Source organism: Pseudomonas sp. GM41(2012), from assembly GCF_000282315.2.
Taxonomy (GTDB): Bacteria; Pseudomonadota; Gammaproteobacteria; order Pseudomonadales; family Pseudomonadaceae; genus Aquipseudomonas.
In genome coordinates this window covers 532,038-545,339 of the sequence record NZ_AKJN02000007.1, presented here as the reverse complement: position 1 = coordinate 545,339, position 13,302 = coordinate 532,038, and the positions used below count along the sequence as shown (strand labels likewise).

The following is a 13,302-nucleotide window of genomic DNA, read 5'->3' as shown; positions in this document are numbered from 1 at the left end:
CTCTCCAGCAGAACCCGGCTCGGGCCCAAGAAGGAGCAACCATGAGCCTGCCCAATCCCGCCGAACTGATCAGCCAGATGGCGACCCGTCTCAAGGCGCACCTGGAACACCGTGGCATCAGCGAGCCGCGCTACATCGGTATTCGTACCGGTGGTGTCTGGGTCGCCCAGGCGTTGCTCGATGAACTGGGCAGCGACTCGCCGCTCGGCACCCTGGACGTCTCCTTCTACCGCGACGACTTCAGTCAGAACGGTCTGCACCCACAAGTGCGCCCGTCTGCCCTACCGTTCGAGATCGAAGGCCAACACCTGGTGCTGATCGATGACGTGCTGATGAGCGGCCGGACCATCCGCGCCGCCCTCAATGAGCTGTTCGACTACGGCCGCCCGGCCAGCGTGACATTGGTCTGCCTGCTGGACCTGGACGCCGGCGAGCTGCCGATCCGCCCGAATGTGGTCGGCGCGACCCTGTCGCTGGCCGCCCACGAACGGGTGAAACTGTCCGGCCCGGAACTCAAGCTCGAACTGCAAGACCTCGCCCTTTAATTCGCCCTATTGAGAGTCCCCCTCGCGATGACGCCTCTAGAAACCAAGCGCCCGCTGCAGCTCAATGATCAGGGCCAGCTGCGCCACTTCCTCTCGCTCGACGGTTTGCGCCGCGAGCTGCTGACGGAAATCCTCGACACCGCCGACTCGTTCCTCGAAGTCGGCGCCCGGGCGGTGAAGAAAGTCCCGTTGCTGCGCGGCAAGACCGTGTGCAACGTGTTCTTCGAGAACTCCACCCGCACCCGCACCACCTTCGAACTGGCCGCTCAGCGACTGTCGGCGGACGTGATCACCCTCAACGTGTCCACGTCGTCGGCGAGCAAGGGCGAAACCCTGCTCGACACCCTGCGCAACCTGGAAGCCATGGCCGCCGACATGTTCGTCGTGCGCCACGGTGATTCCGGCGCGGCGCACTTCATCGCCGAACATGTCTGCCCGCAAGTGGCGATCATCAACGGCGGCGACGGCCGCCACGCCCACCCGACCCAGGGCATGCTCGACATGCTCACCATCCGTCGGCACAAGGGCGGCTTCGAAAACCTTTCCGTAGCCATCGTCGGCGACATCCTGCACTCGCGGGTGGCGCGCTCGAACATGCTGGCGCTGAAAACCCTCGGCTGCCCGGACATCCGCGTGATCGCGCCGAAAACCCTGCTGCCGATCGGCATCGAGCAATACGGCGTGAAGGTTTACACCGACATGACCGAAGGCCTGAAAGACGTCGACGTGGTGATCATGCTGCGCCTGCAGCGTGAACGCATGACTGGCGGCCTGCTGCCGAGCGAAGGCGAGTTCTACCGCCTGTTCGGCCTGACTACCGCGCGTCTGGCCGGAGCCAAACCGGATTGCATCGTCATGCACCCGGGGCCAATCAACCGTGGGGTGGAAATTGAGTCGGCGGTGGCCGACGGCCCGCACTCGGTGATCCTCAACCAGGTCACCTACGGCATCGCAATTCGTATGGCTGTGCTGTCGATGGCCATGAGCGGGCAAACAGCCCAGCGCCAATTCGAGCAGGAGAACGCCCAGTGAAGCTCAGCATTCTCGGCGCACGCGTCATCGATCCGGCCAGCGGCCTGGACCAAGTTACCGATATCCATATTGAAGCCTGCAAGATCATTGCCCTTGGCGCCGCGCCCGCCGGTTTTGTCGCCGTCGACACCCTCGACGCCAAAGGCCTGGTCGCCGCCCCCGGGCTGGTTGACCTGAACGTCGCCCTGCGCGAGCCGGGCTACAGCCGTAAAGGTTCAATCGTCAGCGAAACCCGCGCCGCCGCGGCCGGTGGCGTCACCAGCCTGTGCTGCCCGCCGAAAACCAAACCGGTGCTGGACACCTCGGCCGTGGCCGAACTGATCCTCGACCGCGCCCGCGAGGCCGGCAACACCAAGGTGTTCCCGATCGGCGCCCTGAGCAAAGGCCTGGACGGCGAACAGCTGGCCGAACTGGTCGCCTTGCGCGATGCCGGTTGCGTGGCCTTTGGCAACGGCCTGGACAGCTTCCGCAACACCCGCACGCTGTGCCGGGCGCTGGAGTACGCCGCAACTTTCGACCTGACGGTGATTTTCAACTCTCAGGACCATGATCTGGCCGAAGGTGGCTTGGCCCACGAAGGCCCGACCGCCAGCTTCCTCGGTTTGCCGGGCATTCCCGAAACCGCTGAAACCGTGGCTCTGGCCCGGGATCTGCTGCTGGTCGAGCAAAGTGGCGTGCGCGCGCACTTCAGCCAGCTCACCAGCGCCCGTGGCGTGGCCCTGATCGCTCAGGCCCAGGCTCGCGGCCTGCCGGTGACGGCCGATGTCGCCCTGTATCAGCTGATCCTGACCGACGAAGCGCTGATCGACTTCAGCAGCCTCTATCACGTCCAGCCGCCGCTGCGCACCCGCGCCGACCGCGATGGCCTGCGTGAAGCGGTGAAATCCGGTGTCGTCTCGGCGATTTCCAGCCATCACCAACCCCACGAGCGGGATGCCAAACTGGCGCCGTTCGGGGCCACCGAGCCGGGCATCAGCAGCGTTGAACTGCTGCTGCCGTTGGCGATGACGCTGGTGGAGGATGGTTTGCTGGACCTGCCAACGCTGCTGGCGCGCTTGAGCACCGGACCTGCCGAGGCATTGCGCCTGCCGGCGGGCAAACTGGCGGTAGGTGGACCGGCGGACATCGTGCTGTTCGACCCGGCGGCGTCGACCGTGGCCGGCGAGACCTGGCTGTCCAAAGGCGAAAACTGCCCGTTCATTGGCCACAGCCTGCCGGGCGTGGTGCGTTACACCTTGGTGGATGGACGAATCAGCCACCAGGCGTAAGACCGCGTTGCTGCAATCGCGAGCAAGCTTTGCTCCTACGGGATCGTGTATGAACACCCTGTAGGAGCATGGCTTGCCAGCGATGGCTTACTGGAAGGCACCTCTGTTCTGCGCATTGCGAATCGACACCTGGTCATTCAGCGTCCAGAAGTCATACAGCACCCCCAGAAAGAACAACCCGCCCGTCACCAGGTACAGCAATCCGCTGATCCACTTCCCCTGATACATCCGGTGTACGCCGAATACCCCAAGAAACGTCAGCAGAATCCACGCAACGTTGTACTTAATGGGCCCGGCGGTAAAACGCAGGTCCGCTTCACGATCCATGGCCGGGATCAGAAACAGGTCAATCAGCCAACCGATACCCAACAAACCGAGGGTTAAGAACCAAATCGTCCCCGTTACCGGCTTGCCGTAATAGAAGCGGTGAGCGCCGGTAAAACCGAAAATCCACAGCAGGTAACCGATCACCTTGCTGTGCGTGTCTTGATGCGAAACGGGTTGTTGATAGGTGTTCATGAAGGACCTCGAATCACACGATAGATAAATATTCTTTAAATCTTTGTGACTTTTTTACAGGTGGCCGACGTATGGCAAATGCTACCTTGTGTCCCGTCAAACCCTTGTAACACAAGCGTTGTGTCCGACAATCGCGTCTATTTTCCGCTTATTTGGTTCCGTTGACCCCAAGGTTGAATCGACCAACGGCCGCGGAAGGGCCAAAAAAGCTGTTATAAAGTTGCGCGCTAACTTATATGAGCCCTGCCTAATGCGTCCATTTTTCAAGACATGGCTAACCATTTGCCTTTTGATGCCACTGGCCGCCCACGCCACCAATCGTGAGCAACGTCTTCCTAACGTTAATGGTTACACCCCAAAATCCCATGTTTCTGCTCCTTCGAGCAAAAACAAACAGACCCTAAAACGCGCTCCTCAACTGAGCAGCAACAGCAGCCTGGTTCCGCCGATGGCGACCAAGGAAAGCAGCAACGTGCTGAGCCGCGCCGTAAACGTCCTCGGTACACCTTACCGTTGGGGCGGCAGCAGCCCAAGTAAAGGGTTCGACTGCAGTGGTCTGGTGAAATACGCGTTCAACGACGCCACGTTCGACCTGCCGCGTACTTCCAACGCCATGGCCAGCGGTCATGGGGAGAAAGTCGATCGCAAGGATCTGAAGCCTGGCGACCTGATTTTCTTCAACATCAAGAGCCGTCGGGTCAATCACGTCGCCATCTACCTGGGCAACGACCGCTTCATCCACGCACCACGCCGTGGCAAGTCGGTGACCATCGACACGCTGAAAAAACCCTACTGGGAAAGCCACTACGTGGTTGCGAAGCGGGTTATGCCGAAAGAGAAGAACACCTTACAGGTTGTTCAACGCTGATTTGAAGCAAGATCAAAAGATCGCAGCCTGCGGCAGCTCCTACACGGGACTATGCATTTCCCTGTAGGAGCTGCCGCAGGCTGCGATCTTTTGCTTTTAAGCTTCAAAAACCATCCGGCGTGCGCGCCTTCTCCCGCGCATGCTCGCGGCTGATCAAGCCCTTGCTCACCAGCTCCTTCAAGCACATATCCAGCGTCTGCATCCCCAGGTTTCCCCCGGTCTGAATCGACGAGTACATCTGCGCCACCTTGTCTTCGCGGATCAGGTTACGGATCGCTGACGTGCCGAGCATGATTTCGTGGGCCGCGATCCGCCCGCCGCCGATCTTCTTGACCAACGTCTGCGACACCACCGCCAGTAACGACTCGGACAGCATCGAACGAACCATCGATTTCTCGTCACCCGGAAACACGTCCACCACCCGGTCAATGGTTTTCGCCGCCGATGTCGTATGCAGCGTGCCAAATACCAGGTGACCGGTTTCGGCGGCGGTCAACGCCAGGCGAATGGTCTCGAGATCCCGCATTTCCCCCACCAGAATCACGTCCGGGTCCTCCCGCAGGGCCGAGCGCAGCGCCGTGGCGAAACTGCGTGTGTCGCGATGGACTTCACGCTGATTGATCAAGCATTTGCGTGACTCGTGGACGAACTCGATCGGGTCTTCGATGGTGAGGATGTGGTGATGACGATGGGTGTTCAGGTGATCGATCATCGCCGCCAGGGTGGTGGATTTGCCGGAACCGGTCGGACCGGTCACCAGCACCAGCCCCCGCGGCGCTTCGGTAATCTTGCGAAACACCTCCCCCATACCGAGGTCGTCCATACTCAGGACCTTGGACGGAATGGTCCGGAACACCGCGCCAGCACCGCGATTGTGGTTGAACGCGTTAACCCGAAAACGCGCCACGCCGGGCACGTCAAAGGAGAAGTCGGTCTCCAGGTGCTTCTCGAAGTCCACCCGCTGCGTGTCGTTCATGATGTCGTAGATCAGCGCCTGCACCTGTTTGTGGTCCAGGGCTGGCAGGTTGATGCGCCGCACATCGCCGTCGACCCGAATCATCGGGGGCAGGCCGGCAGACAGATGCAAGTCGGATGCGCCCTGTTTCGCGCTGAAAGCCAGCAGCTCAGTGATATCCATAGCGTTCCTCAATTCCAGTAGAATGCCGCGAACCTTCAGCCGCCGGCGCCTCTTGATGTCCACGATAGCAGACAACATTGCTCAGGTTAGTTCACGCATCCACGCCGCTGCCGTTGCCGCAAAGCGCGACGCAGACAGCGTCCAGCTATTGGCCGTGAGCAAGACCAAGCCCGCCGAGGCCCTGCGCGAAGCGTATGCCGCCGGCCTCCGCGACTTTGGTGAGAACTACTTGCAGGAAGCCCTGAGCAAACAGCTCGAATTGGCCGACCTGCCCTTGATCTGGCACTTCATCGGCCCCATTCAATCGAACAAGACTCGCGCTATTGCCGAGCACTTCGCCTGGGTGCATTCCGTGGATCGTTTGAAAATCGCACAACGCCTGTCCGAACAACGTCCTGCCGAGTTGCCCCCACTGAACATCTGCATCCAGGTCAACGTCAGCGGTGAAGCCAGCAAGTCCGGCTGCACCCCGGCTGACCTGCCGGCCCTGGCCAATGCCATCAGTGAACTGCCGCGCATCAAGCTGCGCGGGTTGATGGCAATCCCCGAGCCAACTGAAGATCGCGCCGCCCAGGATGCCGCTTTTGCTGCCGTACAAAGCCTGCAAGCCAGCCTGAACCTGCCGCTCGACACACTTTCCATGGGCATGAGCCACGACCTTGAGTCGGCCATCGCCATGGGCGCCACCTGGGTCCGTATCGGTACGGCCCTGTTTGGTGCCCGCGACTACGGCCAGCCATAACGTGGCTGACATACCTCTCTATAAGGACCTGACATGAGCAAGACTCGTATTGCCTTTATCGGTGCCGGCAACATGGCGGCCAGCCTGATCGGCGGCCTGCGCGCCAAAGGTCTGGACGCCGCGCAGATCCGCGCCAGCGATCCGGGCGCTGAAACCCGCGCTCGCGTGAACGCTGAACACGGTATCGAGGTGTTCGCCGACAACGCCGACGCCATCCAGGGCGCCGAAGTCGTCGTACTGGCGGTCAAACCTCAAGCGATGAAAGCCGTCTGCGAAGCGCTTCGCCCAAGCCTCAAGCCGAATCAACTGGTGGTCTCGATTGCGGCCGGCATCACCTGCGCCAGCATGAACAACTGGCTCGGCGCCCAACCGATCGTGCGTTGCATGCCCAATACCCCGGCGCTGCTGCGTCAGGGTGTGAGCGGTTTGTTCGCCACGGCTGAAGTGAGCACCGAGCAACGCAAACAGGCGCAAGAACTGCTGTCCGCCGTCGGCATCGCACTGTGGCTGGATGAAGAGCAGCAACTGGACGCGGTCACCGCCGTTTCCGGCTCGGGCCCCGCGTACTTCTTCCTGCTGATCGAAGCCATGACCGCGGCCGGCGTGAAGCTTGGTCTGCCAGCAGACATCGCTGCACAACTGACCCTGCAAACCGCTTTGGGCGCTGCTCACATGGCCGTGGCCAGTGACGTCGACGCTGCGGAACTGCGTCGCCGCGTGACGTCGCCTGCGGGCACGACGGAAGCGGCGATCAAGTCGTTCCAGGCCGGTGGCTTCGAAGCCCTGGTAGAAAAAGCACTTGGCGCCGCTGCGCACCGCTCGGCCGAGATGGCCGAACAACTGGGTCAATAAGGAGCCTTACATGATTGGATTGAACACTGCAGCGGTCTACGTGCTGCAAACCCTCGGCAGCCTGTACCTGCTGATCGTGCTGCTGCGCTTCGTACTGCAACTGGTACGCGCAAACTTCTACAACCCACTCTGCCAGTTCGCCGTGAAAGCCACTCAGCCGCTGCTCAAGCCATTGCGCCGGATCATCCCGAGCATGTTCGGCCTGGACATGTCCTCCCTGGTGCTGGCGATCCTCGTGCAACTGGCGTTGATGGCCCTGACCCTGCTGCTGACTTACGGCACCACCGGTAACCCGCTGCAATTGCTGATCTGGTCGCTGATTGGCGTGACCGCGCTGTTCCTGAAGATTTTCTTCTTTGCCCTGATCATCAGCGTGATCCTGTCCTGGGTCGCACCGGGCAGCCATAACCCTGGCGCCGAACTGGTGAACCAGATCTGCGAGCCGGCCCTGGCGCCGTTCCGCAAGATCCTGCCGAGCCTCGGCGGCCTGGATATCTCGCCGATCCTGGCGTTCATGGTGCTCAAGCTGATCGACATGCTGGTGATCAACAACCTCGCCGCCATGACGATGATGCCGGAAATCCTGCGTCTGCTGATCTGACCCGGTGAGCTACTTTCGCTGGGACGGTGACGACCTGATTCTGGAGTGTCACCTGCAACCGGCGGCCCGCAGCGATGATTTCTGCGGGCTGCACGGGGATCGATTGAAGATCCGCCTGACGGCGCCTCCCGTTGAAGGCAAGGCCAATGCGTATTTGATAGCGTTTCTGGCCAAGGCGTTTGGGGTGTCCAAGAGTCAGGTGAGTTTGATTAGCGGCGAGTTGAACCGGCAGAAGCGAGTGCGGATCTGCTCGCCGAAGAAGCTGCCGGATTTGCCTGATCTTGTGCGCCCGGCAGGCTGACCGCGTCATCGTTCATCGCGAGCAAGCCTTGCTCCTACAGGTCCGGGGTCGCACCCAATTCCGCTACCAACACAAACCCCGTAGGAGCAAGGCTTGCCCGCGATGGCCACACCTCGATCTGACAGGAAAAAATCAGGCCCGGCCTTTGCTTGCCGCTAGCCACAGCGGTCTTTAGACTTACGCCTCATTTCAACGAGAGCAGGGTCGATGCCAGCTGCCTTTCCCCCCGATTCTGTTGGTCTGGTGACGCCGCAAGTGGCGCACTTCAGCGAACCCCTGGCCTTGGCCTGCGGCCGTTCGCTCCCAGCTTATGACCTGATCTACGAAACCTACGGCACGCTGAATGCCGCGGCGAGCAACGCCGTGCTGATCTGCCACGCCTTGTCCGGTCACCATCACGCTGCCGGCTTCCACAGCCCCGACGACCGCAAACCCGGTTGGTGGGACAGCTGCATTGGCCCCGGCAAGCCAATCGACACCAACAAATTCTTCGTGGTCAGCCTGAACAACCTCGGCGGTTGCAACGGCTCTACCGGCCCGAGCAGCGTCAATCCGGAAACCGGCAGGCCGTTTGGCGCCGACTTCCCGGTGTTGACCGTGGAAGACTGGGTTCACAGCCAGGCGCGTCTGGCAGACCTGCTCGGCATTGGCCAATGGGCCGCCGTGATCGGCGGCAGTCTCGGTGGCATGCAGGCGATGCAGTGGAGCATCACCTACCCGGATCGCATTCGCCACTGCCTGGCCATCGCCTCGGCCCCCAAGCTGTCGGCACAGAACATTGCGTTCAACGAAGTGGCGCGCCAAGCGATCCTCACCGACCCCGAGTTCCACGGCGGTTCGTTCCAGGAAGCGGGCGTGATTCCCAAGCGTGGCTTGATGCTGGCGCGGATGGTCGGGCACATCACGTACCTGTCCGATGACTCGATGGGTGAGAAATTCGGTCGGGGCCTGAAGAGCGAAAAGCTCAACTACGACTTCCACAGCGTCGAATTCCAGGTCGAAAGCTACCTGCGTTATCAGGGCGAAGAGTTCTCCGGGCGCTTCGACGCCAACACGTACCTGCTGATGACCAAGGCGCTGGATTACTTCGATCCGGCGGCGAACTTCGACGATGACCTGGCGAAAACCTTCGCCAACGCCCAGGCCAAGTTCTGCGTGATGTCTTTCACTACCGACTGGCGCTTCTCCCCTGCCCGCTCGCGGGAGCTGGTGGACGCGCTGATGGCGGCCAAGAAAGACGTCTGCTACCTCGAGATCGACGCTCCGCAAGGCCACGACGCCTTCCTGATTCCGATCCCGCGCTACCTGCAGGCGTTCAGCAACTACATGAACCGAATTACGTTGTGAGAAAGCCATGAGAGCTGATCTGGAAATCATCCAGGAATGGATCCCCGCCGGCAGCCGCGTGCTCGACCTCGGTTGCGGCGATGGCGAATTGCTGACCTGGCTGCGCGACAACAAGCAAGTCACCGGCTATGGCCTGGAAAACGACCCGGACAACATCGCCGAGTGCGTGGCCAAGGGCATCAACGTGATTGAGCAGGACCTGGACAAGGGCCTGGGCAACTTTGCCAGCAACAGCTTCGACGTCGTGGTCATGACCCAGGCGCTGCAAGCCGTGCACTACCCGGACAAGATCCTCGACGAAATGCTGCGCGTCGGTCGCCAGTGCATCATCACCTTCCCCAACTTCGGTCACTGGCGCTGCCGCTGGTACCTGGCGAGCAAGGGCCGGATGCCGGTGTCCGATTTTCTGCCGTACACCTGGTACAACACGCCGAACATCCACTTTTGCACCTTCGAAGACTTTGAAGCGTTGTGTCGCGAACGTGAAGCCAGGGTCATTGATCGGCTTGCCGTGGATCAACAACACCGTCACGGGTGGGCCAGTAAGCTATGGCCTAATCTATTAGGTGAAATCGGTATTTACCGCGTCAGCAGCCCCGGGCTGCAAGACCACAAGGTCGCGGTCTGAGTCGCGACACTTCGAGGAGAACGAACATGGGTCGTCTAGCGCTGTTTGTACTTACTGCCTGCCTGAGCGTCACCGCCATGGCCGCCGATGTCATCAAAGGCGAGCGCAAGGAAACCTTTGGCGATGTAACGGTGCACTACAACACCTTCAACTCCACCTTCCTGACACCCGACATCGCCAAAGCGGCCGGGCTGACGCGAAGCAAGAACCAGGGTGTGATAAACGTCTCCGTGCTCAAGGATGGCAAACCACTGACCGCTGAAGTCAGCGGATCGGTGAAAGACCTGACCAGCCAGACCGTACCGTTGAAGTTCAAACAGATCACTGAACAAGGCGCGATCTACTACATCGCCCAGTTCCCGGTCGATCAGCAGGAAGTCCGGACCTTCGACATCAAGGTGCAGAACGGCGATAAAATCAACACCATCAATTTCAACCAAGAGCTCTTCCCCGGCGAATGATCAATTTCACGCAACTCGTACTGGCCAGCCACAACGCCGGCAAACTCAAGGAACTCCAGGCCATGCTCGGCGAATCGGTGCAACTGCGCTCGATCGGCGAGTTCAGCAGTGTCGAGCCTGAAGAAACCGGCTTGTCGTTCGTCGAGAACGCCATCCTCAAGGCCCGCAATGCCGCGCGCATCTCCGGCCTGCCTGCACTGGCAGACGATTCGGGGTTAGCGGTGGATTTCCTCGGCGGTGCGCCGGGGATCTACTCGGCTCGTTACGCTGATGGTCAGGGCGATGCGGCGAACAACGCCAAACTGCTCGACGTGTTGAAAGACGTGCCGCAAGCCGAACGCGGTGCACAGTTCGTCTGCGTGCTGGCGCTGGTGCGTCACGCCGACGATCCGTTGCCGATTATCTGCGAAGGCTTGTGGCACGGACGCATCCTGCCAGCGGCCAGCGGCGAACACGGTTTTGGTTACGATCCGCTGTTCTGGGTGCCGGAGCGCGATTGCTCCAGCGCCGAACTGAGCCCGAGCGACAAGAACCTCATCAGCCACCGCGCCCGTGCAATGGATCTGCTGCGCCAGCGTCTGGGCCTGAAATGATCCATGACTCATCCGCGTCGCCGCTGATCTTCGGCGGTGCCGCGCAATCGCCTCGGGCTGCGCTTCCCGTGCTGCCGCCTTTGGCGTTGTACATCCACATCCCGTGGTGTGTGCGCAAATGCCCTTATTGCGACTTCAACTCCCACACCGCCAGCCCCGTGCTGCCGGAAGAAGAGTATGTGGACGCGCTGCTGGCCGACCTCGATCAGGACCTGCACGCCGTCTACGGCCGTGAGTTGAGCTCGATCTTCTTTGGGGGCGGCACGCCGAGCCTGTTCAGCGCTGAAGCCCTGGGCCGTTTGCTCAAAGGCGTCGAGCAGCGCATCCCGTTTGCCAGCGACATCGAAATCACCCTGGAAGCTAACCCAGGGACGTTCGAACAAGAGAAGTTCGTCGCCTACCGAGCGCTGGGCATCAATCGCCTGTCGATCGGCATCCAGAGTTTTCAGGAAGAGAAACTCAAAGCGCTGGGACGGATTCACAACGGTGACGAAGCGGTACGTGCCGCCGGCATGGCCCGTCAGGCCGGGTTCGACAACTTCAATCTGGACCTGATGCACGGTTTACCCGATCAGTCTCTCGACGACGCCTTGAGCGACCTGCGCCAGGCCATCGCCCTGAAACCGACGCACTTGTCTTGGTATCAACTGACCCTGGAGCCGAACACGGTGTTCTGGAACCAACCGCCGACGCTGCCGGAAGACGACACGTTGTGGGACATTCAGGAAGCCGGCCAGGCGTTACTGGCCGAGCACGGTTACGCGCAATACGAAGTCTCGGCGTATGCCCAGCCCGGCCGTCCGGCGCGGCATAACCTCAATTACTGGAGTTTCGGCGACTTCATCGGCATCGGTGCCGGGGCTCACGGCAAGCTCAGCCATCCGGACGGGCGCATCGTCCGTACCTGGAAAACCCGTCTGCCGAAGGACTACCTCAACCCGGCCAAAAGTTTCAAGGCTGGGGAGAAAGCCCTGACCAATGAAGAAATGCCCTTCGAGTTCCTGATGAACGCCTTGCGCCTGACCGAGGGCGTGGAATCGCGACTGTATCCGGAACGCACCGGGATGAGCCTGGAAAGCCTCGCCGAAAGCCGCCAGGTCGCCGAACAAAGTGGCTTGTTGCAGGTCGAACCGTCACGTCTGGCGGCCACCGAGCGCGGACAACTCTTCCTCAATGACTTGCTGCAGACATTTCTGAGCTGATTTCAGCCTTAAGGGAAAACGAATGGATTTGATACTCGACCTGCTCGCCACCGCGTCCCGCTGGAGCCGTAGCAACCTGTCTGAAATCGCTCTGGCACTGGTGGGCTGCCTGCTGGTGTTGTTTGGCGCCGATATCAAAGGCTGGGTCGACGCACGTCTGGGCAGCATCGCCGGCGCCTTGCGCGTCCCGCTGATGGCCCTGCTGTGCATGATCGGCAGCGGCGTCGCACTGATCTACGCCACGCCATGGATCATCAAAGGCCTGAGCCAGTTCAACAACTACAGCCTGGCACCGGTGTTGTTGGTGGTGCTGGTGCTCATCGGTGTCGTCGCCGACCGCCGCTGATTCCCAGACACAAAACAAAAACTGTAGGAGCCGAGCTTGCTCGCGATGGCGGCTTAACAATCAGCATAAATGTTGAATGTTATGGCCTCATCGCGAGCAAGCTCGGCTCCTACAGTTTGTGTAGCGTTTCGGTTTAGGACTGTTTTTCGAACTTCAAGTCCCACACGCCATGCCCAAGACGTTCGCCGCGGCGTTCGAACTTGGTGATCGGGCGCTCGGCCGGGCGCGGGACGCATTTGCCGTCTTCGGCAAGGTTGCGATAACCCGGCGCAACGTTCATCACTTCCAGCATGTACTCGGCGTACGGTTCCCAGTCGGTGGCCATGTGCAGCACACCGCCGACCTTCAACTTGCTGCGCACCAGTTCAGCGAACGACGCCTGAACGATACGGCGCTTGTGGTGGCGGCTCTTGTGCCATGGGTCCGGGAAAAACAGCATCAGGCGATCGAGGCTGTTGTCGGCCACACAACGGTTGAGCACTTCGATCGCGTCGCAATCGTAGACCCGCAGGTTGGTCAGGCCCTGAGTGAGCACGCCATTGAGCAGCGCGCCAACACCCGGACGGTGCACTTCCACGCCGATGAAATCCTGCTCTGGCGAGGCCGCGGCCATTTCCAGCAGCGAATGGCCCATGCCAAAACCGATTTCCAGCGAGCGCGGCGCCGAGCGACCAAACACTTGGTCGAAGTCCACCGGCGCGTCAGCCAGAGGCAGCACGAACAGCGGCGTGCCCTGTTCCAGACCGCGTTGTTGGCCTTCGGTCATGCGACCGGCGCGCATCACGAAACTCTTGATGCGGCGGTGTTGGCGCTCGTCGCCTTCTTCCGTCTGGATAGGCGTGTCGTTTGATTCAGTCAT

The 13,302-nt window shown here is 60.9% G+C and carries 17 protein-coding genes; 14 read left to right on the top strand and 3 right to left on the bottom strand.

The window, feature by feature from the left end; all coding sequences use genetic code 11:
- Positions 1–41: 41 nt before the first annotated feature.
- From pyrR to PMI27_RS11980, 3 genes are read left to right on the top strand one after another with little or no spacing between them, the layout of a single operon-like run.
- Positions 42–545, top strand: coding sequence for a bifunctional pyr operon transcriptional regulator/uracil phosphoribosyltransferase PyrR (pyrR, locus tag PMI27_RS11970; protein ID WP_008152613.1), 504 nt, complete (start codon positions 42–44; stop codon positions 543–545).
- Positions 546–572: 27 nt separating this feature from the next.
- Positions 573–1,577: an aspartate carbamoyltransferase catalytic subunit gene (locus PMI27_RS11975; RefSeq protein ID WP_007897943.1), complete on the top strand. Its 1,005-nt coding sequence runs from the start codon at positions 573–575 to the stop codon at positions 1,575–1,577.
- Positions 1,574–2,845, top strand: coding sequence for a dihydroorotase (locus tag PMI27_RS11980; RefSeq protein ID WP_008152614.1), 1,272 nt, complete (start codon positions 1,574–1,576; stop codon positions 2,843–2,845). The genes PMI27_RS11975 and PMI27_RS11980 overlap by 4 nt, the downstream gene beginning before the upstream one ends.
- An 87-nt stretch (positions 2,846–2,932) precedes the next feature.
- Here the strand turns inward: PMI27_RS11980 and PMI27_RS11985 are convergent, their stop codons facing one another.
- Positions 2,933–3,364: an NINE protein gene (locus PMI27_RS11985; protein ID WP_008152615.1), complete on the bottom strand. Its 432-nt coding sequence runs from the start codon at positions 3,362–3,364 to the stop codon at positions 2,933–2,935.
- Positions 3,365–3,614: 250 nt separating this feature from the next.
- On the opposite strand from PMI27_RS11985, the gene PMI27_RS11990 reads away from it, so the two are divergent.
- Positions 3,615–4,232: a C40 family peptidase gene (locus PMI27_RS11990; RefSeq protein ID WP_008152617.1), complete on the top strand. Its 618-nt coding sequence runs from the start codon at positions 3,615–3,617 to the stop codon at positions 4,230–4,232.
- 103 nt (positions 4,233–4,335) lie between these two features.
- On the opposite strand, the gene PMI27_RS11995 is transcribed toward PMI27_RS11990, so the two are convergent.
- Entirely contained in the window at positions 4,336–5,370 is a 1,035-nt protein-coding gene (locus PMI27_RS11995) for a type IV pilus twitching motility protein PilT (RefSeq protein WP_008152619.1), read from the bottom strand.
- Between the two features lie 55 nt (positions 5,371–5,425).
- On the opposite strand from PMI27_RS11995, the gene PMI27_RS12000 reads away from it, so the two are divergent.
- The 10 genes from PMI27_RS12000 to PMI27_RS12045 all read left to right on the top strand — a co-directional run bounded on the left by PMI27_RS12000 (position 5,426) and on the right by PMI27_RS12045 (position 12,443).
- Positions 5,426–6,112 (top strand): YggS family pyridoxal phosphate-dependent enzyme, encoded by a 687-nt coding sequence (locus PMI27_RS12000; protein WP_008152621.1) that lies wholly within the window; start codon positions 5,426–5,428, stop codon positions 6,110–6,112.
- Positions 6,113–6,145: 33 nt separating this feature from the next.
- Positions 6,146–6,964: a pyrroline-5-carboxylate reductase gene (proC, locus tag PMI27_RS12005; RefSeq protein WP_008152623.1), complete on the top strand. Its 819-nt coding sequence runs from the start codon at positions 6,146–6,148 to the stop codon at positions 6,962–6,964.
- Between the two features lie 10 nt (positions 6,965–6,974).
- Positions 6,975–7,565 (top strand): YggT family protein, encoded by a 591-nt coding sequence (locus PMI27_RS12010; protein WP_008152625.1) that lies wholly within the window; start codon positions 6,975–6,977, stop codon positions 7,563–7,565.
- A gap of 4 nt (positions 7,566–7,569) precedes the next feature.
- Complete coding sequence (locus tag PMI27_RS12015) at positions 7,570–7,866, top strand: DUF167 domain-containing protein (protein ID WP_008152627.1); 297 nt, start codon at positions 7,570–7,572, stop codon at positions 7,864–7,866.
- 207 nt (positions 7,867–8,073) lie between these two features.
- Positions 8,074–9,213 carry a homoserine O-succinyltransferase MetX gene (metX, locus tag PMI27_RS12020; RefSeq protein WP_008152630.1) on the top strand — a complete coding sequence of 380 codons (1,140 nt, stop codon included), beginning with the start codon at positions 8,074–8,076 and terminating at the stop codon, positions 9,211–9,213.
- A gap of 7 nt (positions 9,214–9,220) precedes the next feature.
- Positions 9,221–9,841 (top strand): methionine biosynthesis protein MetW, encoded by a 621-nt coding sequence (gene metW, locus PMI27_RS12025; protein WP_008152632.1) that lies wholly within the window; start codon positions 9,221–9,223, stop codon positions 9,839–9,841.
- 26 nt (positions 9,842–9,867) lie between these two features.
- Entirely contained in the window at positions 9,868–10,302 is a 435-nt protein-coding gene (locus tag PMI27_RS12030) for a DUF4426 domain-containing protein (protein WP_008152635.1), read from the top strand.
- Complete coding sequence (gene rdgB, locus PMI27_RS12035) at positions 10,299–10,895, top strand: RdgB/HAM1 family non-canonical purine NTP pyrophosphatase (protein ID WP_008152637.1); 597 nt, start codon at positions 10,299–10,301, stop codon at positions 10,893–10,895. Before PMI27_RS12030 ends, rdgB begins: the two co-directional genes overlap by 4 nt.
- Positions 10,892–12,097, top strand: a complete 1,206-nt coding sequence (gene hemW / locus PMI27_RS12040; RefSeq protein WP_008152639.1) for a radical SAM family heme chaperone HemW — start codon at positions 10,892–10,894, stop codon at positions 12,095–12,097. Before rdgB ends, hemW begins: the two co-directional genes overlap by 4 nt.
- A 22-nt stretch (positions 12,098–12,119) precedes the next feature.
- Positions 12,120–12,443: a DUF3392 domain-containing protein gene (locus PMI27_RS12045; protein ID WP_008152641.1), complete on the top strand. Its 324-nt coding sequence runs from the start codon at positions 12,120–12,122 to the stop codon at positions 12,441–12,443.
- A gap of 133 nt (positions 12,444–12,576) precedes the next feature.
- Here PMI27_RS12045 and trmB read toward each other — a convergent pair whose 3' ends face one another.
- On the bottom strand, positions 12,577–13,302 hold the full coding sequence (trmB, locus tag PMI27_RS12050) for a tRNA (guanosine(46)-N7)-methyltransferase TrmB (protein ID WP_008152643.1): 726 nt from the start codon (positions 13,300–13,302) through the stop codon (positions 12,577–12,579).

What these genes read in the sequence shown, in the direction of transcription:
- PMI27_RS12045 (WP_008152641.1), top strand. Translation starts at nt 12,120, where the DNA reads ATGGATTTGATACTCGACCTGCTCGCCACCGCGTCCCGCTGGAGCCGT.
- hemW (WP_008152639.1), top strand. Translation starts at nt 10,892, where the DNA reads ATGATCCATGACTCATCCGCGTCGCCGCTGATCTTCGGCGGTGCCGCG.
- metW (WP_008152632.1), top strand. Translation starts at nt 9,221, where the DNA reads ATGAGAGCTGATCTGGAAATCATCCAGGAATGGATCCCCGCCGGCAGC.
- PMI27_RS11990 (WP_008152617.1), top strand. Translation starts at nt 3,615, where the DNA reads ATGCGTCCATTTTTCAAGACATGGCTAACCATTTGCCTTTTGATGCCA.
- rdgB (WP_008152637.1), top strand. Translation starts at nt 10,299, where the DNA reads ATGATCAATTTCACGCAACTCGTACTGGCCAGCCACAACGCCGGCAAA.
- PMI27_RS12010 (WP_008152625.1), top strand. Translation starts at nt 6,975, where the DNA reads ATGATTGGATTGAACACTGCAGCGGTCTACGTGCTGCAAACCCTCGGC.
- trmB (WP_008152643.1), bottom strand. Translation starts at nt 13,302, where the DNA reads ATGACTGAATCAAACGACACGCCTATCCAGACGGAAGAAGGCGACGAG.
- PMI27_RS12000 (WP_008152621.1), top strand. Translation starts at nt 5,426, where the DNA reads ATGTCCACGATAGCAGACAACATTGCTCAGGTTAGTTCACGCATCCAC.
- PMI27_RS11995 (WP_008152619.1), bottom strand. Translation starts at nt 5,370, where the DNA reads ATGGATATCACTGAGCTGCTGGCTTTCAGCGCGAAACAGGGCGCATCC.
- PMI27_RS12030 (WP_008152635.1), top strand. Translation starts at nt 9,868, where the DNA reads ATGGGTCGTCTAGCGCTGTTTGTACTTACTGCCTGCCTGAGCGTCACC.
- metX (WP_008152630.1), top strand. Translation starts at nt 8,074, where the DNA reads ATGCCAGCTGCCTTTCCCCCCGATTCTGTTGGTCTGGTGACGCCGCAA.
- PMI27_RS11975 (WP_007897943.1), top strand. Translation starts at nt 573, where the DNA reads ATGACGCCTCTAGAAACCAAGCGCCCGCTGCAGCTCAATGATCAGGGC.
- PMI27_RS11985 (WP_008152615.1), bottom strand. Translation starts at nt 3,364, where the DNA reads ATGAACACCTATCAACAACCCGTTTCGCATCAAGACACGCACAGCAAG.
- pyrR (WP_008152613.1), top strand. Translation starts at nt 42, where the DNA reads ATGAGCCTGCCCAATCCCGCCGAACTGATCAGCCAGATGGCGACCCGT.
- proC (WP_008152623.1), top strand. Translation starts at nt 6,146, where the DNA reads ATGAGCAAGACTCGTATTGCCTTTATCGGTGCCGGCAACATGGCGGCC.